Consider the following 23,058-nt stretch of genomic DNA (forward strand, 5'->3'; position numbering starts at 1 on the left):
AATAACTTTGAGCCGCTATTCTATTAGATGCAATAAAATAGCGGCTCTGATGATTTTTTGTAAGCGATTACCAAAAAACAAAACTAAATTATTAATCAGAAATATTACGCAGAAGGAATTCTTTTTACTTGTTCTTCTTCATTTAATGCAGCAAATTGTTCTTCTGGGGCGTCTTTGTTAATACGATACCTTGCCCATGTGAAGTAATAAATAGTTGCTGCAGCAAAAATACCTACGTTAATCAGGAAAAAGATTGGATCTTTAAAAATACTTGAGAATAATGCAATTATGCTAATGATAATACAAACAATAGGACCTAACGGGTAAAATGGTGCTTTATACGGACGTTCCAGGTTAGGTTCTCTTTTCCTTAAAACCATTAGGGATATGTTCATCATAACGTAAGACACCAACGCCCCGAAAGTAGCGATTAATATTAATCGATCCGGGTTAAACATGAGAACAAATACGAATCCAAGTGCGCCAGGAACAAGAATTGCCATATAAGGTGTACGACGTTTCTCATTTAATTTAGATAGAAATTTAGGGAAGTATCCAGCTCTTGACAATGCAAAAGTTTGTCTGGAATATGCTAAAATTGCTCCTGCTAAGCTTGAAAGCATTCCGAATAAACCAACTACAGATAGGACGCTAATTAACCATGAATTCTCATTAATACCAGTAGCAATCGCATAGGAGAGTGGATTTTCTTCCACAGATGCTCCAGCTGCTCCACCAAGACCAACGGTAACTGTAACTACTAGAAATGCAAGAACAACAAGTGTGAATATTGCTCTCATAATCCCTTTTGGCATGTCTTTAACAGGATCCCGGCATTCTTCTGACAGCATTGGTAACATTTCCATACAAATATACAACCACATCGCGTAAGGAAGAGCAGCCCATATACCGGAAATTCCGCCTGGAATAAGTCCGCCTTCAAACAATTTTTCAGCGGTAATATGCGGCATGCCATAAAAAGAGAAAAGAAGAACAACTGCTACAGATATAGTTACGAGTATCATTTCGATTGTTGCAAATTCATTTACACCTAAAATATGAACAATGAAGAAAAAGATATATAATACAGCAGCAGCTAGAATAGGATCGATTGCAGGAATTAGGAAATTCACGTAATAACCAGCCCCTGAGGTAAATACTGCTGTACCCACAGCAAATTCCAGTGTAACACCTACACCCGTAAGAAAACCGGCAAATGGTCCCATTGCTCTTCTGGTAAAGGCATATGCACCTCCAGCATGCGGCATTGATGTCGTTAACTCCGATAATGATAAACATAATGTTACATACATTAGGCCGATTATGGCAGTAGCAATTAACATTCCTATTAAACCTGATTCAGCTAGTCCATAGTTCCAACCAAAATATGACCCCGAAATAACAATCCCTACACCCAGTCCCCATATTTGTATAGGTCCTAGAACCTTTTTTAATTCCAAATTAGTATTACTCAAAATTTTCCCTCCTTATTTTAATAAATAATTGGATTTTGTAAATGTTCATTTGAAAAAAATATTACATGGAAAGAACCCGTATACTTAGAAATGCATCAGCTGTATGCTTTTGTAATAGACTTGTCCATAGAATACGGCTTAATTACTCACTTCAGAAGGATGATGCGCCGTATAGATAGCGCTTCCATCACTTTCCACATCAAAAATAACTGTTGTAGTAGGTGTGAAAATTAGTACGTCACCTTCTTCAGCTCTATATCTATTACCTTTATCATCTCGTGCAACAATCTTTCCTTTTATGACTGTTTGTATCTCTAATAATTCATAGGTAATTTCAAATTCCTCTTTATACGTATCAAAGTAACCCATTTGAATCGAATTTACTGGAATATCAAAAATCCGAATACTGCGTGTAAGTATTTTCGGTTCATAACTGCCTGCTTTTAACAGTTGTATACCAGGCCCTTGATTTAAATATTTACAATTTGTTTTTGATATTGCTGTTCCAGTGATCTTTATCACCCCAATACAATAGTTTTCATTTCAGCTAATTTATTTTTAGTTTTGTTATCTTATTGTTTCTTAGCAATACTGTTATCTGCACAAACAAGTGCCTCTATCTTAGTACTCAAGAACTATTTTGCTGCATTATCGTGATAGCATTAAAGTTCATAAATTCGTCACTCCTTTCAAAAGATACGATAATTTATTATAATTTAGATTATTCGGTAAATAAAGTACGCACTTTGAAATCACATGGTATATAAAATAATACTAATGAATAAATTTGGCTGAAATTGAGGTATTTAAACAGTCATTTTATTGCTCTTTCTACATATTAAAAGTTATAGATAGGTCGATTAAGGGAAGAAAAAGCAATTTAGTTAAATAATTGTGTAGCTTGCAACAATATAAAAATCTCCGATAGTCATTTTTATATTTCGATGAGTCAAGTAAAAGAGTGTTTTACTGTCCATTTTTGTCTAGTTGTTCAGTGCAAAATTGGACAGTTGAACACTTTTTGTGCAATGTTTCATTTATTTATGGTGTTCGTTAAATGCTTTTTTGAATTTATAAAATAAAGTGGTAAATGGACGGAATACTCATTTGTATCGGAAAATATGGGCGATTTATCAAGTTGAGATTTAGACTTTTGTCAACTTGGCATGATAATTGCATATTAGCTGTTAAGACGATGATCACTAAAGAGAATTGTCCCTAAAAAAATTTTGTTGAAGGGTGAGGATATAACTGTATTGATGGCTATGAGTGGTTGATTTTTATGGTGTGGTAGTGAAAGTAGTAGGAGGTATAAATGCGAATTCAGAATATAACGGAAAAGTAGTTTAAAAATGCTGTAAAACTTAAGCCCTCCAAACGTTTAAAAGAAGAGAATAATGTACTTCAATAGAACAATCCTCTATCCATTATTATGATGTATTCAATGAATGGTCTCAAACAGCAGAGGCTTGTTTTAGAAAAAGGAGGTTCACATGCAGGGAAAGTTAGAGTTAGAAATTAAAGTTGATCAAGAAGAAAAAAGTACCATTTCCCGGATGAACTACAGGTTTCCCCTGAAAGTGATGCGTCCATTTTATATGGACGATATCGGTACCGCATTTGTTTACGTTTTTGATACCGCAGGAGGAATGCTTGCTGGAGATAGTTCGGAGTACTCCATATATATAAAAAAAGGCGCCGGTCTATATTTGACAAATGCTTCCACCGCTAAGATTCATCCAATGCCTGAAGGAAATGCTCACATAAATCAATATTTTAAGATAGAGGAAAATGCTAGCCTAGAATGTTTTCCAGAAGGAACAATGTTATTTCGAGATTCGGAACTTAAGACACAAACGCATATCCATGCCCATCGTAATTCTGTCGTAGCATATTGTGAAATGTATGCTAGCGGTCGCAAAAATACGGGAGAAACGTTTGAGTTTAGAAGTCTTACAAATCGAATCCATCTATATATTGGGGGAGTATTGGCGATTTGGGAGCAATCGCGAATGGATATGGAACGGGAACAGTACGCACGACTTGGATATTTGGAAGGATACTCCCATTGGGGAAATCTATACCTTTATGCTGGGCACGACCACGATAATCATTTAACTGAGCTTCAAACATATTTATCAACATTTGATGGCCCTGTTCGAATTGGGTGTTCATTGCATCCTAGCGGTGTTATTACGCTTAAAGCCCTAAGTTATAACTATGACGAAATGAAAAAAGCTTTCAATGATATCTGGTCATTTATGCGTCCACTGATGATGAAAGGGGAGTTGCCATATATCCGTAAATAAAGAAGTAACAAATTTGCTTACATGGTTGCAGCTATCCGGGGGAACATTTCCCACAGGGGATTTCAACCATTCTTATGGCCTAGAAACATATATTCAAACGAATCGAATTACTACCGCATCAGAAATAGAGCAACTTTTACAAGCTTTTCTAGAAGTAAGTATTCACTTTGATGCCATATTTGTTAAAGAAGCATACGAAGCGACTCAGTTAGCCGATGCTGCTAGATTGGATGAGATTCAAAATATATATTCTGCATCAAAGCTTACTAAAGAAGTATATGAAGCTAGTATGAAGACTGGGAAATCATTATTAACAGGTGTAATCAACTTATCTGATATCGACGACTTTCCAATTCATTATCATTACGCAATAGGATACGGCATCATGGCGAAAAAATTAGATTTACCTTTATGGGAGACGGTGCAAACTTATTTGTTTTCCAGTATGATCTCCCTTGTTTCAGTAGCTACTCGTATTATGCCTCTTGGTCAGAAAGAATCACAGCTTATGTTATATAGGCTAGGGAAGTCATTGGCTGAGCTTCCGCTAACGGAAGAAGATTTATCCCTTGAGAATGTCAACACTTTTTCTCCTGGATTTGAGATTGCATCTATGGAACATGAAACATTATATACACGTTTGTGTATGTCCTAAAACAATGAATAGGCGGTGAAAGAAAATGCATTTAACTACAAGAGAAAAGGAACGTTTATTAATTTTTAATACAGCTGAATTGGCAAGAAGAAGAATGTTAAACGGAATAAAACTAAATAGCCCAGAAGCGATAGCTATTATATGTGATGAGCTTGTGGAACAGGCTGTTGCAGGGAGAAAAAGTTTGGCCGAAATCATTTCTTTTGGCACGAACATATTATCAAAAGAAGATGTTCTTCCTGGAGTGAAAGAATTAATCCCTATTATTCAGGTAGAGGGAATGTTATCAGATGGTACAAAATTGATAACTGTATATGATCCAATTCGTCTTGATACAAGGGAAGAAATTGGAGAGTGGAATTATTTAACAATTACGGAAATTGGAAGCAAGAACGTTTCAACTATATAGGAGGTGGGAGCATGTTTGAAAGTGAAGGGGAAATTGGAGAAATCAATTACATTGAGGAGTCGATTGAACTTCGACCAGGTTTAGAAAGAGAAACAGTCAAGGTCCGGCACAGTGGAGATAGACCTGTTCAAGTAGGATGTCATTTTCATTTCTTTGAAGCAAACAAATGGCTAAAATTTGACCGTAAAAAAGCATTTGGCAAGCATTTAGATATATTATCTGGAACTTCGATACGGTTTGAACCAGGTGAGGAAAAAACGGTTCAGCTAGTTGATTTTGGAGGAAAGCGAAATATCATCGGCTTTAATGGTTTGACAATGGGCTCTATTGACGATTCGGCAGTTCGTGAAAGTGCATTCGTAAAAGCTCGGGAAAAAGGATATATGAATACGACCGATGGGCGGGGATACTGATGAAAGTAACTAAAAAACAATATGTTGATTTGTATGGTCCAACTGAAGGGGACAAGCTCCGACTTGCGGATACAAACCTCTGGGTAGAAATCGAGAAAGATTACAACAAGTCAAATTATGGCGATGAAGCAGTATTTGGCGGTGGTAAGACACTCCGGGATGGCATGGGACAATCGAGTATTCCAAATAGCGAAGGTGCACTTGATTTTGTAATTACCAACGTCGTTGTTATGGATCCTATTCTAGGAGTTGTTAAAGGTGATATAGGTATTAAAGAAGGAAAAATTGTAGGTGTTGGAAAAGCTGGTAACCCGAATACAATGGACATTACTCCTGGTTTAATTGTTGGTCCTGGGACAGATATTATTTCTGCTGACCCCGGTATGATAGCTACAGCGGGAGGGATTGACACCCACGTACATTTTGATTCTGCTCAATTGGTTGAGGAAGCATTAAGTAGTGGGTTAACAACAATGTTAGGGGGCGGCACAGGACCAAAAACTGTAGGTATAGAGGCTCCTGGGGCTTTCAACATCCAACGCATGATTAGTGCCTTTGAGTCGTTCCCGATGAACATGGGTATGCTCGGTAAAGGGAATTCAAGTGACGAAGAAGCATTGATCGAACAAATTGAAGCTGGTGCGATTGGACTTAAAATTCATGAAGACTGGGGAGCTACTTTAGAAGTTATTGATACTTGCTTAAAGGTTGCCGATAAAATGGACTTCCAGGTGCAAATCCATACGGATACGTTAAATGAGTCTGGTTTCGTAGATGATACGCTTGAAGCAATCGGAGGTCGCACCATTCACGCTTATCATATAGAAGGTGCAGGTGGCGGACATGCCCCAGATATTATAAAAGCAGCTGGTTTGCAAAATATCATTCCAGCTTCCACCAATCCTACGAATCCGTATACTATCAATACAATGGAAGAACATCAAGATATGATTATGGTATGTCACCATTTAAATCCGGCAGTACCAGAGGATGTCGCTTTTGCAGATTCACGTGTTCGAGAACAAACCATTGCTGCTGAAGATATTCTTCACGATATGGGTGCCATCAGTGTTTTGGGATCTGACTCGCAAGGGATGGGACGAATTGGAGAAACAATATCAAGAGTATGGCAGCTTGCTTCAAAAATGAAACTTCAACGGGGACCATTACCAGAGGATAAAGGGAACAACGATAATCAGCGTGTGCTTCGTTACCTAGCGAAATATACGATTAATCCTGCTATTGCGTTAGGAATTAGGGATTATGTTGGTTCTATAGAGTCCGGGAAGTTGGCGGATATCGTCCTTTGGAGAAGCACACATTTTGGTGTGAAACCAGAAACAATTATTAAAGGTGGTTTTATTGCATGGTCGACGATGGGAGAGCCAAACGGTTCACTAATGACTTGCCAACCGATACAGTATAGACCACAGTATGGAGCGTTTGGCAGCAACCCTAGTAAGCTAGCTTACACTTTTGTTAATCAAGCTGCTTTGGATAAAGGGCTAGCTGATAAATTTCCAGCTTCAAAAGAAAGATTAGTACCAGTTCGAAATACAAGGAATATTCGGAAAAGTGATATGATTCGGAACAACTATAGTCCGCATATTAAAGTGGACCCTGAGACATACGAAGTGGAAGTTGACGGGAAAATAGCAACATGTGAACCTTTGGAAGAAGTTCCATTAAGTAGACTTTATTTTGTTAGATAAGGAGTGATGTGTAATGTTTTGCAACGAAATATTAGGTAACTCGTTTGAAGATGGGCTTTCCTTGGACAATGAAGAATTGAATGGGTTTGAGACTATTGAGTTGGAATGGGATGAATGTGCTAAACAAATTTTGCGAAAAGAAACGAATCTTGGAAGAGAAATTGGCATATCTCTTTCGCATCAGCCATCGCTCCGTCATGGAGACATTTTAATTAGGGATAATGAAAACACTGTTGCTGTTTATGTTAAGCCTTGTAAGGTTTTGGTTATTTCACCGCAATCGACCAAGGAGTTGGGACTGGTCTGTTATGAGTTAGGTAATAGACATTTACCCCTAGAAGTGACAAATGATGGAAAAGTGATTCTACTGCCAGATGATCCGACGGAATTGTTACTGGACAAATTACATGTGAAGTATGAAAAACAAACTAGGCGTTTTCAACCAATTCCGAAAGGTGGAAGACACCATCATCACCAACACCAGCATTAAAACGGTGCGCACTAATTTAAGATACCAACAGTAAACACGTATCAACAATACTGGAACATAGGGGTAAATCAGGTGAAATAAATATTTCACCTGATTTAATACCCAAAAGAGGATAAAGCTTCCAGTACGGTATAAAAGGATATGATCATCCTTGAATAACTGAATTTTGTAGATGTTTATCTCACGTTTAGATTTTAGGGATTTATGAATTCATTAAATTTGCGAAAAGTAAAGGAGTAGATTCTATGAAACAGGTTCGTATTGGTATAGGCGGCCCCGTTGGGTGCGGTAAAACACATTTAATTGAGCGATTGGTTCGTATGATGAATAAAGAGTATGAGATAGCTGTTATTACTAATGACATCTATACACAAGAAGATGCGAAATTCTTAGTTAACAAGGATGTCCTTCCTTCTGAGAGAATTATAGGTGTAGAGACAGGTGGATGCCCTCATACTGCTATTAGAGAGGATGCCTCCATGAACCTTGAAGCTATAGATGAGCTTAATAACCGTTTACCAAATCTAGATATAATTTTTATTGAAAGTGGTGGCGATAATCTGTCGGCAACGTTCAGTCCTGAATTAGTAGATGGATTTATTTTTGTTATCGATGTAGCAGAGGGACAAGATATTCCACGAAAAGGAGGTCCAGGTCTTACTCGATCTGATTTCCTTGTTATTAACAAAATGGACTTAGCACCATATGTAGGTGTTGATTTAGAACAAGTTGAATCAGATATCAAGCTAGCAAGGGATAAACGACCATTCACATTGGCAAACCAAAAAACAGGTGAAGGTGTTGATAAAGTTATCAAATGGATTAAGTCAGATATTTTACTGGAAAATTTAGCTCACAGTAAGAGTTTATAAAAAATTAGTATTCCCCGGACCATTATGACAAGTTAATTTGATGCTCAAATTGTATGTGAAATCCTAAGTATGAGTTTACATCTCTTAATAGCCAACCCCCTTGTATTTATTCAATACATTTAAGAGAAATAAAGTACTGGAATATATGCCCGCATATATTCCAGTACTTGAGAAATGGGGAGATTATCGTGTCAACAAGTCAAAAGATACTATTAAATGAGGACGTAATAACAAATAAAGACAAATGGTTGAGAGAAAATCAATTTTCTACCTTTATACTCGCATCATTAAGAGGGATTTCTCAAATTATATTAATTGAAAATGCTATTACAGGACTAATCATGCTACTAGCCATTACAGTTTCCTCTTATGTTTTAGGAATTGTTGCTCTATTATCGGCCTTCATAGGTACTATAATAGGTAAATTAGGCGGTGCAGATGAAAATGCCGTAAAGGCAGGATTGTTTGGATACAATTCTGTGTTAACAGGGATAGCTTTAACTATATTTTTGGGTGGTTCCTTTCATTGGATTATTGCCCTTGTTGGGGCGGGTATCGCTGCGATACTAACCGCAGCACTGATGCATTTTATAAAAGGGATAGAAATCCCAATATTGACATTCCCATTTGTAGTACTTACGTGGCTTATGTTACTTGTTTCTTATCAATTCAACACCTTTAAATTAGGTCCAGGGTTAATACCACAAAATTTATCTGATTGGACGCTAGATTTGGGAGCGCAGATAATTTGGCTAGACGGATTTTTAAGAGGGATTAGCCAAATATTTTTACTAGATCATCTATTGTCAGCGATTCTCTTTTTTGTTGCAATCTTCTGGGCCGGATGGAAATATGGAGTTTATGCCGTAATTGGAAATGCGGTTGCTCTGATAACGGCTTATGGGTTAGGAGCAGATCACTCATCAATTACTCTAGGACTTTATGGCTATAATGCTATATTAACAATTATAGCCGTATCCATTGTATTTAATCCAAATAATAGTCGATTTGCATTGTTATCAGGTATCATTGGAGCTTGTTTGACAGTTCTTATTACTGCAGGTGTAAGTACCCTACTTTTACCATATGGCATTTCAGCCTTAACAATAGCTTTCGTTCTTAGTTCTTGGATTATGTTAGGTGCAAGAAAGATTTTACCCCAGTTATGATAGATTGTAAGATTTAGTGAATAATAAAATCAAACATTCCTACCCTTTACAAAGTAAATATCTAGGCTTTTTATTCATTTGAAATTACTGTACAAGTCCTGTTATTTTAAAAAAAACACATATCATTTGATAGTGAAATTTATATAATCTGCCTTTATATTAGATAAAAACTTTGTCGCAACTAAAATAAACAGAAGAGATAAGGCGGACTTGAAAAAGTTCGCCTTATCTCTTCAATAGGCAAATGAGACAAAAAAATTTTTTGTTGAAACTCCTGCTATCTTACATACTAAACCTTCTAAAGGCTCAAAATATCTGAATCACAAGATGACTAGGAAGGTAAGGGGTATAAAACAAAAATTGAAGGTTTCATTCAGCGCATTCGACTATATACGAGGAGGTCATTATAATTTATAAACGCAAATGCGTAACGTACAGGATAAGAAAGGGTGGGATTATAATATTTACAAGGCACATGGTGTTTATAATCGAAAGTAAAATTCCGGTAGTCTAGTAAACGTAGATAAATTAAATATTTTTATAGCATGAAAGAAAACTTTAATTTATACGGGGGAGAGAGTGAAAACGATGAGGAGAAAATCAATCTTAATTGTTTTAGCAGGTCTGTTGATTGTCATTTTGGTCGCCTGTTCAGGTCAGAGTGGAGAGCAAATTCCGGAAGAGAGTGTAGTGTCTTCCAACATAGATAATAATGACGATGCGTCTTCTGATGGGAATCATGCCGATGTGATTAAGTTTACAGATCTTGCCGGTCGTGAAAGTGCATTGGATGCAACTCCGGAAAAGATTATCGTTGCAGAATATATCTCTAATTATCTTATGGTGGGCGGTTCTGAAAGTCTTGATAAGGTCGTCGGCATGACTCTTGACGGGTGGGAAGGTACCCGCTACGGAGAATATACCGTGTACACCGACGCGTTTCCTCAGATGCTGGATGGAGAAGACGGTATCACGAGTATCGGTGGATATCATGATAATCTCTTGAATATGGAGTTGATCATATCTCTGCAACCCGACGTAATAATCATGAGTCCTTCGCAATACACGGAGAACAATAACTCCATTTCCACTTTGGAAAACGCGGGTATTGTTGTCGCTGTTCTGGATTACCATTCGATGCAGGTGGAGAACCATGTACAGAGCAATGAAATTTTAGGCATGCTCTTGGGAAGAGAGGAAGTTGCCCAAAAGCAGATCGACACATATGTCCGAGCCATTGATGATATCAACGCTAGAATCGCTGACTTGCCGGATAGTCAAAAACAGACAAGAGTGTATGTGGAGTTGGGGAACAAGGGTACGATGGAATATGGCAACAGCTACAACAATATTATGCTTTGGGGAGCGGCTATCAATAATTTGCAGGCCGATAATCTAGCCTCCAACCTGGATGCCATAGGCCCGCTGGATAAAGAATTTATTCTGTCTTCCAATCCTGAGATCATCTTTATCGGTGGATCGGTCTGGTCCGGTGACACAAAGGGCGACCAGATGAGAATGGGCTTTACGGTCGATGAAGATCTGGCTCAGGAGCGACTCATAGCTTATGCCCAGAGACCTGAATGGGAGCCACTCGATGCAGTTATCAACGGTGAAGTATATGGAGTTGACCATGGCAGCCTTAGAAACATAGCGGATTACACATTCACACAATATCTGGCCAAAGTTATTTATCCCGACGTATTCACAGATTTGGATCCTGTACAGGAACTGAACGATTTTTATGAGAGATACCTGCCTGAATTAAAGTATACGGCTACATTTATGGTAGAGTTGCCATAGTTTCATTTCGACCATATGATGACTAGGCTTCAAGATTACTTCGTTGTGAGCGATGGTTGAAGCCTTGTCAGAGAAGCCTCGCGGTGGGCTTCTAGTGCGGTCGCTCTTTGGTCGGTCTTAGTCACATACCTCTATTTTAAGGGAAACCGCTTAGAAGTAAGGGAGGAGGAGTAGGATGGCTTTTACCTACGCTATGCAAACACCATGGAAGAAAAAATAAACAAAGAAGACAGTGTATATATCGGCATTAATAAAAAACGGGTCATTGTGACTTCTATCTCTGTGGCATTGCTATGTGTTGCGGCCCTTGTCGACTTATCGTACGGTTCCTCAAGAATTGGCATAGACGAGGTAATCAATGCGTTGCTCAGTGGGCCAAGCGCTCAGACAGTCAATAGAATTGTCATTTGGGACGTTCGCCTGCCGATGACCCTTACTTGTATTTTTGTAGGAGGGTGTTTGGGCTTGGCCGGTCTGCAGATGCAGACCATTACTGGCAACTCGCTGGCCAGTCCGTATACGTTGGGAATCACTGCCAGCGCCAACTTCGGAGCTGCCGTGGCCGTCACCACAGGATTCTCAATAGGGGGATTTCTTTGGATGGGCACTTCCTTTCTGGCTTTTGTTTTTGCGGCTCTTGTATCCATGAGTATATTTTTCATGGGCAAATTGAAAGGAATGTCCACAGGTACATTGATCTTGACTGGAATTGTCATGAACTTTTTCTTTTCTGCATTGCAGCAAATTTTGCAGTACAGAGCTTCAGCCGAAGTAGCGCAAATTATTATGAGCTGGACTTTCGGCAATCTAGCCAGATCTACCTGGATCGGCGTGGGGGTAAATGTTCTCGTGTTGGTCGTCTGTGCCATTGTCTTGCTGCGCCTGTCTTGGAAACTGACGGCACTCAGTGCGGGAGAAGAAAGAGCGCAAAGTTTGGGCATCAACGTGGAGAGACTGCGCTTTTTCGTATTTATGGTCAGCTCGGCTTTGATAGCGGCATCGGTGGCCTTTATCGGCACGGTGGCTTTTGTAGGATTGGTGGTTCCTCATTGCGCACGCCTTATTTTAGGAGGAGATCAGCGCTATTTGCTACCCGTCACTGTTCTTTTCGGAGGGATTTTGCTGCTTCTCGCCTCCATTACATCCAAACTGCTGTCCGTGGGTTCTATACTGCCAGTGGGTATCGTCACATCGCTGGTCGGCGTCCCGTTTCTATTCATACTTCTATTAAAGATGAGGAGATAATATTATATGATGAGACTAAGTGTTAGAAACCTAAAAGTCAAATATTCGAACCGCATAATCATAGATCGTGTTTCAGCCGATTTTGTCGGGGGTGAAATGGTATCCATTATCGGTAAAAACGGTGTGGGAAAGACCACGTTTATAAGGGCGATTGCCAAGCTGATTAGATGTAGCGGCCAGGTGCGTCTGTATGACGAGGAACGTACGTATTCGGAACGTGATATGGTTTATGTTCCGCAAATGGGCACTTCCTCGTCGCAACTCACTGTTTTTGAAATGGTGCTGTTAGGTCTTGTCAAAGACCTCCGCTGGAAGGTTCGTGAGAAACATATTAACAAAGTGAATGAAATTCTATCACAGCTGAAATTGTCGCATTTAAGTATGAAAAAGTTTTATGAACTGAGCGGCGGACAAAAACAGTTGATTTACATGGCGCAGTCTTTCGTTTCCAGGCCGAAGGTGCTGTTGCTAGACGAACCGACAAGCGCGCTTGATTTGCGACATCAGCTAGTCGTTATGGATCATGTGCGGAAGTATACACAGAGGGCAGGAGCAATTACCATCTTTGTTGTCCATGATCTTATGCTGGCCGCTCGATACAGCGACCGCATGCTCTTAATTGACGATGCAAAAATCATGATACAAGGAGAACCTGGGGAGGTTTTGCTGACCGATCTGCTGGAAAGTGCCTACGACGTCCAAGTCAACGTGGAAAAAAATACGCTGGGACAGTTCAGTATCATCCCCCAATCGCCCATATACAGTAGCACTCATACTTGAAAATAAATGTAAGGAGATGTTGTTATTGACCTTACCAACACCCATTAGAATTATTAAAAACACTGGGATAATCACGACCAGTCTTAATACAAGACCACTCAGCTTTACACTGGTTCCGAATGGGTTTTGTCGCTCTATACAACCAAGCTTGGATACGCTAGGTGCCATTGCGTGTACTTATCGGAAGAAATGCTTGCCATTTCCCAGGAATATGCTGGAAGTGACAATTTGGATATTCACACCAAATGTAGTACCGCTGATGGCCTGTCTTTGCAGAAGGCAGTGTGACCATGAACCGGTCGCTGAGTGTGGACCTTGCTCGAGCCGCATATTAGTTTAAAAAATGGAATCCATTTTCTAATACAAACGACGTGTTGTACTTTTGTACAATCGAAAAAAATGAAAAGAAACATCATGGAAGCGATCATTATACAAGGACTATCGAATAAGATTTTATCACGGTTAATACTGTTGTGTCGGTACAACTCATTTTGAAGCTCCCTGATCAAACACTAGCAAAAGAAGAAACGTCTAAAACTGGGTCCAAAAAACGTGGACGAAACCCAAGGAAGGGCTTTAATGGTGGAAAAGGAACAAGCTGAAAATGAAGAAAACATGCCTCTTTGTGAAAATAAGTTTAAGGCACAATTAGAGGTTCCATTAGTTGAACAACTTTCCGATGTTCCTCAAGACCCAAAAAAGGGCGATGAAAAAGAACGCAGAAGGAAGAATTTCTATTGGTTTAGCAACAAAGAAAACTTAGCCGCTGGCACGTATTTACAGATCCTCTTCTCATCAGGGAGCTAAATAACGGAAAGGAAGCTACCCCAACCTTAAGGGGATACATGAATATCTTCCTCGTCCGTTTTTACGCTATCAAACTATGGATGCTGATTATGATTATGAATATGAGCCAATATACGAGCAAGTGTATTAAATGGAACATCAATCTGCGATTGCATACTACAGCGAAATGAAGGAGTGCCAATTGGGCTTGATAAACACTTTGCCTAACCTTTTTTCGTGAGCTAACGAAGATATTTTCAAAAGAAAAGGTGCTCATACTTGTTTACAACGCTTCAAAACTAGCTGTAAATCGCTTCAATGTAAAGTTATACCAGACTACAAGCTGCATGATATAATTTTAAAATCCTGTAGGTATAAAGCAATTATGAAATTGACTAAGTTATAAATTTTTTATCGGATGCTTGATTATTTAAAATGTTTAGCCTCAATATTATGTTCATCAAGTTTACGGTATAAGGTTGTGCGAGACATACCTAATTGTTTGGCTGATTTTGAAATATTCCCCTTATAATTCATCAAAGTTTGAATGTAAACTTGTCTTTTATACTCATCTCTTTTTAGTTTACTATTTTCAATGTTTACTGGAAATGAATTCTCTACAAAAAGATTCTTTGTTTCTGTTTCCAGTGCATTGGAAGAAGAATGACTAATAAATTGGGGTAAGTGAGCTTTTGTAATAAGGGGGGATTCTTCCGCTAAATAAAAAGCTCTTTCTATGACATTGTTTAGTTCTCGAATATTTCCCGGCCAGTTATATTTTTTTAATAGTATGACGGTTTCCTCTGAAAGATACTTCCTTGGCTGTCCCGCTTCAGCACTAAGTTCTTTTAAATAATAATTACTCAATTCGATAATATCTTCAATTCTTTTACGGAGCGGAATCAACTCGATTGTAAAAACATTCAAACGATAATATAGGTCGCTCCGGAAAGAGCCATTATAAGCTATTTCCTGAGAAAGATTTTTGTTTGTTGCGGCAATAATTCTCACATCCACAGATATCGGTTTATGTCCGCCGACTCGAACGAACTCTCTTTCCTGCAACACCCGTAATAATGTTGTTTGCAGATCAAGAGGCATGTCCCCAATTTCATCGAGAAAAAGCGTACCACCGTCTGCAACTTCAAATTTGCCTACGTTACCTCCTTTTTTTGCCCCTGTGAATGCTCCATCTTCATAACCAAACAACTCTGCATTGATTAATTCTTTAGAAATAGAAGCGCAGTTTATCGCTATAAATGGCATATCCTTTCGCTTGCTTTCATTATGAATAGCACGAGCGAACATTTCTTTCCCAGTTCCACTTTCGCCTAATAAAAGAACGTTCGCCTTCGTTTTTGCTGCGGAACGAGCAAATTCAGTAGTTTTTAAAAACAATTCGTTAAATCCAATTAAATCACTGGTTGTTAAACTTTGCTTCTCCTTCAAAGAGAATTGGTGCATTTGGAGAGGGAGTGGTTTGAAATAGATAAAATGCATAGAGTTTTTATAAACCACTTTAACTTCATAGCTATCTTCTGAATCTTCTCTTCTCAGAGTATGAATAATGTTTTCTATCCCTGCATCTTGTTCAGAAGAAAGTTCCAGCAAAACCGAGTTGACGAAATCCCGCTTATATTTAAAAAGTGCATCGGCTGTTTTACTTTGAAATATCACTCTTCCTTCTTTTACGACAATTAAGCTTTTTGTAAGTTGGGTAGAAATCCCATGCAAAACATCGGATAATATAAGTTGTTCTTCTTCAATATCTACCATATTTGCACACATATGGAGAGAACTTTCTATAGATTGAAGCATGAACTTCCTAAATTCGGTATTAGTATTAAACATCCATACCCCTAATACCCCTCTTCGTACTCCAGAGTTACCAATGATAGGGATGCTTGCTATCGTTATTTCATATGGGGTGTTATTTGTTTCTATTGTCTTTGTCGCTTCATGAAATGTTGAATATTCCAATAATTCAAAATCGATACCAATATTGTTTAAAAGTAAACTATCTGTATTTTCCTCAGATTTTAATTGTGCATGAAAGTGAGCAGGAATCAGAGATGAATTGAAGACTTTTAACAACACACCATCCTCATCAAAGTAGCCAAATGGAACTGGTAGTTTTTCCAGAGACTTTTCGAGTTTAGATAGAATAGAATCATGCTGCATAATCCTGGATTTCAAATGATCTTTGTCACCAACTGTCTTGAATTTCAGAATTGGATCAGATAGATTATGCTCCATAAAAGGAACAGGCAAAATAGGCTTTTCTGATTCCCATACAATAGTAAATTGTCCTGACTTATTAACTTTTCCGATTCTAGAATTTAGCCACAAATGCTGGGTAGTACTATCAACGATGACATTTCCTTGTGGGGTTTCGAGTGAAAGTCCATTCAAAGCATTGCGAATGGACTCTGTAGAAATGGTATCTGTTTTCTTCATTGCCTCTGCTAGTAATAGGATACTATTATAAGCACTTTCTGAAGTAGCGCTAATAACATCAGTATCATATGCTTGTTTGTATTCACTTATAAATTTTCTGTTGTTAAAACTATTGATTGAACTGAAGTAAGGAAAACAAGAATAGTGGCCTATGGCTTTATAGGGATGTAAAGCTGCAACTTCGGTTTCAGCTAAAATGGTACTGGCAATCGGTTGATGTAAATCATGTTTTTCATGCTGTTGATAAAAGCTAAGTCCACTATCACCAACCAACGTTGAAAAAATAACATCCGGGTTTATTCGTCGAATTTCATTGAGTGTCTTATCAAAGATTTGATGTCCTAATGCTACATATTTTTCATCATATACGATACCGCCTTTAGATTGAATCAACTGGCGAATATGGCGATTTGTTTCCAAGGGATAGATATAATCAGATCCAATTAAATAAAAGGATTTTCCAACATTTTGAATTAGCCATGGAATAAAATCGAGCAATTGTTGATTTGGTAACGAACCACAATAAAAGACATTAGGGTGCTGTTCAGAACCTTCATAGAAAGTGGGATAAAACAGTAGAGTATTATGCTTTTCTAAAACAGGAAGTACTTTTTTTCTGCAGCCGGAAGTATAGAGTCCCACAATAGCTTTTACCTGGTCCAAGATAATAAGTTTTTCTGCTTTCCGTACCGCCACATAAGGATCCGAAGCAGCATCTTCAACAATTGGAACAAGAACTTTTCCATTAATTCCACCATTATTATTAATATGTTGAACAGCTAATAAACTAGCTTGATAAAGACCTTGTTCAGTAATACTTGTTGTGCCGGTCAGCGAAAATAGAATTCCGATTTTTATTTCCTGATCACCCATTTTTTTAGACCTCCCAAAAATTCTGTTCTCAACTGATTATACTTGGGATAAATAAGGATTCATTATTTGTAACATTACATATGTAGAGTAGAGGATTTTTAGTGGTTGCCATTTTATCAGTTCCTATTGTCTTAGTGCTATATTTGCGCCAACTTCAAATAATTACTTCATTCTGTTATTTAAAATGAAGCTTTCTATACCAGAAAGCTTCATAATCTAGATGGAAATTCAAGCGGAAGTAATTAGATTAAGATTTAATGTTCCGGAAAACCTCACCCATTTTAATGGTAATATCAATGGTTTCTTACAAAGAAGTAAAGGAAGTTGTTTATTAGTTTTCGAAGGTTTGATTTGGTATTCAGTTGCGTGGTGGCAGTTTCAAGATGAATTCTGATAAAAATCATGCCCTTGTTAATGAATAGAAGACAACTCAAACCCAGAGTACCTATATGAATTTAAGAAATAACAATAGTTGTTTTACTATTTATAACCTTGTTTAATACAAAAAAATTACCAAGGCATTGTGAAAAAACAAATACAATTGAAAAAATACTTTTGACAACCAGGATCAAATCGTTTTTTTGCAGCTATTTTAAGCAGTGTCATAGAACATCTTCCATTTCCATGACACTTACTTAAAATATGAAACAATTAACAAGAGATTGCTAGCTTTATTCGGCACAATTAAGCTGAATGCTCAACCTTATAAAAGCAGAATTAAGATTTTTTATCAGTATGACAGTCTGGACATTTACCGTATAGCGTATCCACTTTTTCGCACTCAATATACTCTATAGTTTTTCCGCACTTCTGACAAACGATGTGTCTCATTACCTCAACTCCTTTTTGTAGTAGTATACGAAGGGACTTATTTTATTTAGGTTTTAAATAACCTAAAATAGGTTATACATAAACTGAGTAGGGGTTAAATCAGCGAATTTTTTAAAGCCCTTAATAAAATGGGCTTGATCATGGTAACCGTTCTCATACACAATGTCTAACGGATTATAATTATTGTGATTAATCATCATTGCCGCTAAAGAATTTTGAAATCTGACCATTTCAGAAAACTGTTTTGGTGTAAAACCAATGGATTCTTCAAACTTTTTACGCAGATATCGGTCTGAATATCCTATATCCATTGATAGCTGTTTAATATTCAGATTACCTCCATTGGAATAAATCTTTTTAACGGAGTAATCGATTAAGTCTTGATATTCCGTTTTAAAATAAAACTTTTCCGAAAATTTTTCAAATAAACGAATTCTTTCTTCAAAATTTTCCCCGTATGATATTTGCTCTAAAAGAGAAGTATCTACAGACACTACATCGTATAAGGGGATTGTTTTGCCTAAGAGTTCTCTCATTGAATATTTTAGGTCCAGTATTCTCTGTTCTGGAAAAAACCTGACACCAAAGTAATCGCAGTCCTCTAAGAGATCTAATCTTTCACTTCTTTGATTTGGACTTGTCCAAAGGAATATGGATGGTTTTTTTTCAGAACAGCAAAACAGTAAATCAATAGAACCGTCAGGAATAAGTGAGAAAGAGTTAGAAGACTCTTTTTTAGTTTTGAATTGGTAAAATAGTGCGATGTTTTCGTGAATAATTGAGTTTCCAATTGGTTTTCTTTCTACATAATTATCCATTTTATATTCAATTTCAGGTTGGGCAGGAAAAAAATTAAGAGTAGTCTTCATTCAAATCCTCTCCTATAATTGAGCTATTAATTACTGACTAAACTGTTGTTACAAAAGAACATACCCATTTTGCTTATTTAGTGGTGATGATGTACCTCATCAATGTTCTGGTTATTTTTATTGTCTGTTGTGTCAAGCTGAAGTCCTAAAATAACAAGAGTAAGCAATACCGAAACTGAAATTATCGCCTTATTAGCAGTGGACCAAGTACGGCTTGTTTTATTTTTATGATGTTCATTTACTTTCGTATTAATTAAATGAATAATGAACAAAAAGCTTACTATGGAAAAAATAACGATATATACTAACATGAGTGAATAATTATTTGCTGGTATCATATCACCTATCATTGCACCCATCATTCCACCCATTGCTCCGCCGCCAACACCTTCACCCATGGCAAGCAGACTAATTGGTTTCCCGACCAAGATCCCGACTATAAGTGCAAAATTCATTGCAATTATTGTGGAAGTGGTTAAGTCGCCTTTAAACAGGATGCCTAAGATTAAACCAATCGCTGTGCTGCTGATCATAGCTAATGCCATTGCAATTGCCATCCCAGTCATGTTTACTAATAGTTCCTTATGCTGAAAGACCTTGATCAAGCATACGGCCGTATATACCAAAATTATTATAGCGCCTGTTATTAGTAACATATTCTCCCTCCAAGAAGTAGTGTCTTTTGAGATTCTTAAATCAATTTGTAATTGGCAGCTAGTTAAAACAATCCAAAGTATCGGTAAGCGCTTTCAAACTAACCCTTCCTTTTATGATTGATATAGGATAAAAATAATACTGATGTATCTCTGTTTCTTGATTAGATAAGTGATAAGTTTTAATATTTAAATTATACCTCAATTTTAATTGATTTTACTATATTATATTAGTTGTTTTATTAATTATATTATAATTGCTAGTCAAGTCTTAGGGAAGTACGCACTTTTTAGTCATAGAGTGTGTAAATATATACTATTTGACTTAAATACATTCTCATATATTGGTTAACGATAGTAGTCGGATAGGTTTATAATGTTGAACTTTTTTAGTAAAGATAAAAGGTTCACAGCAACTAACATTGTTGCTGTGAATCTACTAAATTAAATACGATTAAAACAGAGATAGAATGTTGTCTAAAGAAAGGAAAGCAGTAATTAAAGAATGATGTGCTGCATCCTCATCCTGTTTCATTCAGTATTTGTCAGTTCAATTTTCAGAACATTTTCCATGTAGTCTTTTCCCCAGTCATACATAGATTCAAGAATGGGCATCAGGCTTTCACCTTTACGAGTTAATGAATACTCCACTTTTGGGGGGACAACTGGATAGACCTCACGGTGAATAATTAGGTCTTCTTCTAGTTCTCTTAGTTGACTAACGAGCATTCGTTGTGTAATTCCTGGGATTAAAGCTTTAAGTTCACCAAATCGCTTAGTTCCTTCTTTTCCTAAATGCCACATAATCAGCATTTTCCATTTACCACCGATAATTGCAAGTGTAAGTTCCTTTTCGCAATTAAGGGTTTTTAGATTAATACGACTCATTTATTCACCTCCATTCCAAATTCTTAAGAATATCACCATAGGATTCAAAGTATGATATTAAGAATTCAAGAACTTTCTTTCAAGGAAATCCTTAAGTGAATGGACCACCCCGCTTTTTAACTATTTAGATTAGTTTAACATATAGGAATTATTTTTATAAGTACGTACTTTATCATCATATAGTGATAATGAAGTAACCAAGAAGTAATGAAAATATAATTCTATTCCAATGATTTTCTCTTAAGCAGTGTGATTGGTGAGAAAAAGAAGAAGAACTATGCAGTAATCTATGTGTGAAAAGTTGGAATAGACAAATAAATAAGCTTGTATAAACCAGATGATGAGTATACAATAGATGAAAATTATATATCGTTTTAAAAGGGAGGGATTTGAATGGGGAAATTCTTACATGATCACACATTAGCACCACGCACTAACCCGGAAAAGCAAGCTATCATCAATCGTTTAAAGAGAATAGAAGGACAGGTACGCGGAATACAAAAAATGGTTGATGAAGATCGTTACTGTGTAGATATACTGGTGCAAATAAGTGCAATCAATGCTGCTTTAAAGAAGGTTGGCTTTTCTATGGTAGAAAGGCATGCAAAGCATTGTGTAGCAGATGCCATCCAAGATCGCGAAGGGGATGCAGCAATTGAGGAACTTCTGGACGTAATGAAGCAATTATCCCGGTAATTGGCGTGATAAAAAGTTCCTGGAGTAGTTCTGTTGCTGGTTTAACTTCACATTGATACAAAGTGCAGCCGATGATGAATTATAGGTACTATGATAAATACTTTGTGGGAGTGATGAAAAGGAACACTCCCCATATAAAAAAAGATGAATAGGGACAACCTACTCATCTTTTTTATTTAAAAGGTAAACCGCTAAGAAGCCTTCTTCCAGCCTGAAACGTCAATTTCCAGCGGGATATTGTTTGCTCTTGCTTTCTTGGCAGCCTTAAAGAACAGGACGACAATAATTGCTGACCCGATAAAACCGCCAGCCCATGAAATATTCATTGGCAAATTAAATCCTATTGGCTGCGATAAAATATAGGTAATTACCATCACAAGCATAAATGTGCCAGGAATGAGTGAAACGAAGTAATTTTTACGAGCAATATATAAATACATTGATCCAACAAATAGGGCAATTACCGCTGTTGACTGGTTTGCCCAGTTAAAATACCGCCATAAGATATTAAAATCGATTTGCGTTAATACGGCGGAAACAGTGAAAAGTGGCAAAGCAATCCACATACGGCTGGAAAACTTTTTCTGTGCAATATTTAAGTAATCTGCTATAATCATCCGCGCACTTCGGAATGCTGTATCCCCGGAAGTGATTGGCAGTATGACAACACCGAGTACAGCAAGTGTTCCACCAATTGCTCCTAATAGAATAGTAGAAGACTCGCTTACAATGGCTCCAGGTCCACCAGCTGCAAGAATTTCATTCAAACCGTTATAGCCACTGAACATACTCATTGCCGCAGCAGCCCAAATCATTGCGATGACTCCTTCTGCAATCATCATGCCATAGAAAATTTTGCGGCCTTCTTTTTCCCTTTTTGTTGTGCGGGAAATGATTGGTGTTTGTGTTGCATGGAATCCAGACAGCGCACCACAGGAAATAGTAAAAAACAGCAATGGGAAAATAGCTGCGCCTTCTGGATGGAAGTTCTGGAAGGAGAGCTCTGGAATTGGAGCATTTGTAGCAACTAAACCAACCCCAACGCCAAACGCACTAATTAACAGCAAGGCACCGAAATACGGGTATAAGCGCCCGATTATTTTATCTACTGGGAGCAGGGTAGCGATAATATAATATGCAAAAATAGCCGCAATAAAGATCCATAATGCTACGCTTCCGTCTGTCAGCAGATGGAGCAAACTGGCTGGTGTGGAAACAAACACCGTACCAACTAATAGTAGAAGCAGCACAGCAAACCCATTTACCACGTGCTTCATAACCTTTCCGAGAAACTTACTGGCAAGCTCTGGTAAATGAGCACCTCGGTTTCGAATAGATATCATACCTGTTAAATAATCATGAACCGCGCCTGCGAAAATACAGCCGACAACTATCCAAATAAATGCTGCTGGCCCATAAAGTGCACCCATGATTGGCCCAAATACGGGTCCTGTCCCAGCAATATTCAAAAGCTGTATCAGTGAATTCTTTGGTGTGCTCATCGGAATATAGTCCACACCATCACTATTCACATAAGCAGGAGTTGGACGCTCGTCTTTTACCCCGAAGAGCTTTTCAATGAACTTCCCATACGTAAAATAACCAATTATTAAAAGTGCGATACCTGCAAGAAATGTATACATTTGCTTTTCCTCCTTCTATTAATGAATCCG

General features: G+C 37.6%; 21 protein-coding genes. 13 read left to right on the top strand and 8 right to left on the bottom strand.

Translation table 11 applies throughout. The features are described from left to right. Window positions 1-104: 104 nt before the first annotated feature. On the bottom strand, window positions 105-1,475 hold the full coding sequence (eat, locus tag NSQ77_RS11755) for an ethanolamine permease (protein ID WP_339226179.1): 1,371 nt from the start codon (window positions 1,473-1,475) through the stop codon (window positions 105-107). A 138-nt stretch (window positions 1,476-1,613) separates the two neighbouring features. Beyond that, entirely contained in the window at window positions 1,614-1,997 is a 384-nt protein-coding gene (locus NSQ77_RS11760) for a cupin domain-containing protein (protein WP_339226180.1), read from the bottom strand. Window positions 1,998-2,968: 971 nt separating this feature from the next. Here NSQ77_RS11760 and NSQ77_RS11765 point away from each other — a divergent pair. The 12 genes from NSQ77_RS11765 (at window position 2,969) to NSQ77_RS11820 (ending at window position 14,139) form a co-directional block, all read left to right on the top strand. Beyond that, complete coding sequence (locus NSQ77_RS11765) at window positions 2,969-3,784, top strand: urease accessory protein UreD (protein WP_339226181.1); 816 nt, start codon at window positions 2,969-2,971, stop codon at window positions 3,782-3,784. 13 nt (window positions 3,785-3,797) lie between these two features. Next, window positions 3,798-4,439: an urease accessory UreF family protein gene (locus NSQ77_RS11770; protein WP_339226182.1), complete on the top strand. Its 642-nt coding sequence runs from the start codon at window positions 3,798-3,800 to the stop codon at window positions 4,437-4,439. A 25-nt stretch (window positions 4,440-4,464) separates the two neighbouring features. Next, complete coding sequence (ureA, locus tag NSQ77_RS11775; RefSeq protein ID WP_339226183.1) at window positions 4,465-4,848, top strand: urease subunit gamma; 384 nt, start codon at window positions 4,465-4,467, stop codon at window positions 4,846-4,848. 11 nt (window positions 4,849-4,859) lie between these two features. Then, window positions 4,860-5,261: an urease subunit beta gene (locus NSQ77_RS11780; protein ID WP_339226184.1), complete on the top strand. Its 402-nt coding sequence runs from the start codon at window positions 4,860-4,862 to the stop codon at window positions 5,259-5,261. Further along, window positions 5,261-6,973 carry an urease subunit alpha gene (gene ureC / locus NSQ77_RS11785; RefSeq protein ID WP_339226185.1) on the top strand — a complete coding sequence of 571 codons (1,713 nt, stop codon included), beginning with the start codon at window positions 5,261-5,263 and terminating at the stop codon, window positions 6,971-6,973. Before NSQ77_RS11780 ends, ureC begins: the two co-directional genes overlap by 1 nt. A gap of 13 nt (window positions 6,974-6,986) precedes the next feature. Then, the gene (locus NSQ77_RS11790) at window positions 6,987-7,463 is read left to right on the top strand and encodes an urease accessory protein UreE (RefSeq protein WP_339226186.1); all 477 of its coding nucleotides are present in this window, start codon (window positions 6,987-6,989) and stop codon (window positions 7,461-7,463) included. 245 nt (window positions 7,464-7,708) lie between these two features. Next, window positions 7,709-8,335, top strand: a complete 627-nt coding sequence (gene ureG, locus NSQ77_RS11795) for an urease accessory protein UreG (protein ID WP_339226187.1) — start codon at window positions 7,709-7,711, stop codon at window positions 8,333-8,335. A gap of 188 nt (window positions 8,336-8,523) precedes the next feature. Further along, window positions 8,524-9,504: an urea transporter gene (locus NSQ77_RS11800; RefSeq protein WP_339226188.1), complete on the top strand. Its 981-nt coding sequence runs from the start codon at window positions 8,524-8,526 to the stop codon at window positions 9,502-9,504. Window positions 9,505-10,092: 588 nt separating this feature from the next. Next, entirely contained in the window at window positions 10,093-11,307 is a 1,215-nt protein-coding gene (locus tag NSQ77_RS11805) for an ABC transporter substrate-binding protein (RefSeq protein ID WP_339226189.1), read from the top strand. Window positions 11,308-11,511: 204 nt separating this feature from the next. After that, entirely contained in the window at window positions 11,512-12,552 is a 1,041-nt protein-coding gene (locus tag NSQ77_RS11810) for an iron ABC transporter permease (RefSeq protein WP_339226190.1), read from the top strand. Between the two features lie 6 nt (window positions 12,553-12,558). Then, the gene (locus tag NSQ77_RS11815; protein ID WP_339226191.1) at window positions 12,559-13,332 is read left to right on the top strand and encodes an ABC transporter ATP-binding protein; all 774 of its coding nucleotides are present in this window, start codon (window positions 12,559-12,561) and stop codon (window positions 13,330-13,332) included. Window positions 13,333-13,911: 579 nt separating this feature from the next. After that, a complete protein-coding gene (locus NSQ77_RS11820; RefSeq protein ID WP_339226192.1) occupies window positions 13,912-14,139 on the top strand; it encodes a hypothetical protein in 228 nt (75 codons plus the stop codon). 405 nt (window positions 14,140-14,544) lie between these two features. Here NSQ77_RS11820 and NSQ77_RS11825 read toward each other — a convergent pair whose 3' ends face one another. From NSQ77_RS11825 to NSQ77_RS11845, 5 genes are all read right to left on the bottom strand, one after another. Beyond that, the gene (locus NSQ77_RS11825; protein ID WP_339226193.1) at window positions 14,545-17,448 is read right to left on the bottom strand and encodes a transporter substrate-binding protein; all 2,904 of its coding nucleotides are present in this window, start codon (window positions 17,446-17,448) and stop codon (window positions 14,545-14,547) included. A gap of 717 nt (window positions 17,449-18,165) precedes the next feature. Next, window positions 18,166-18,279 carry a GapA-binding peptide SR1P gene (locus tag NSQ77_RS11830; protein ID WP_339226194.1) on the bottom strand — a complete coding sequence of 38 codons (114 nt, stop codon included), beginning with the start codon at window positions 18,277-18,279 and terminating at the stop codon, window positions 18,166-18,168. A 62-nt stretch (window positions 18,280-18,341) separates the two neighbouring features. Continuing rightward, entirely contained in the window at window positions 18,342-19,148 is an 807-nt protein-coding gene (locus NSQ77_RS11835; RefSeq protein WP_339226196.1) for a helix-turn-helix transcriptional regulator, read from the bottom strand. 77 nt (window positions 19,149-19,225) lie between these two features. After that, complete coding sequence (locus NSQ77_RS11840; RefSeq protein WP_339226197.1) at window positions 19,226-19,804, bottom strand: hypothetical protein; 579 nt, start codon at window positions 19,802-19,804, stop codon at window positions 19,226-19,228. A gap of 528 nt (window positions 19,805-20,332) precedes the next feature. Beyond that, window positions 20,333-20,689: a winged helix-turn-helix transcriptional regulator gene (locus tag NSQ77_RS11845; protein ID WP_339226198.1), complete on the bottom strand. Its 357-nt coding sequence runs from the start codon at window positions 20,687-20,689 to the stop codon at window positions 20,333-20,335. 393 nt (window positions 20,690-21,082) lie between these two features. Between NSQ77_RS11845 and NSQ77_RS11850 the strand changes: the two genes are divergently transcribed. Continuing rightward, window positions 21,083-21,385: a metal-sensitive transcriptional regulator gene (locus tag NSQ77_RS11850; RefSeq protein ID WP_339226199.1), complete on the top strand. Its 303-nt coding sequence runs from the start codon at window positions 21,083-21,085 to the stop codon at window positions 21,383-21,385. A gap of 191 nt (window positions 21,386-21,576) precedes the next feature. Here NSQ77_RS11850 and NSQ77_RS11855 read toward each other — a convergent pair whose 3' ends face one another. After that, complete coding sequence (locus NSQ77_RS11855) at window positions 21,577-23,028, bottom strand: carbon starvation CstA family protein (RefSeq protein WP_339226200.1); 1,452 nt, start codon at window positions 23,026-23,028, stop codon at window positions 21,577-21,579. Window positions 23,029-23,058: the final 30 nt, after the last annotated feature.

The sequence above is a fragment of the Oceanobacillus sp. FSL K6-2867 genome, from assembly GCF_037963145.1.
In the GTDB taxonomy this organism is placed as follows: Bacteria; Bacillota; Bacilli; order Bacillales; family Amphibacillaceae; genus Oceanobacillus.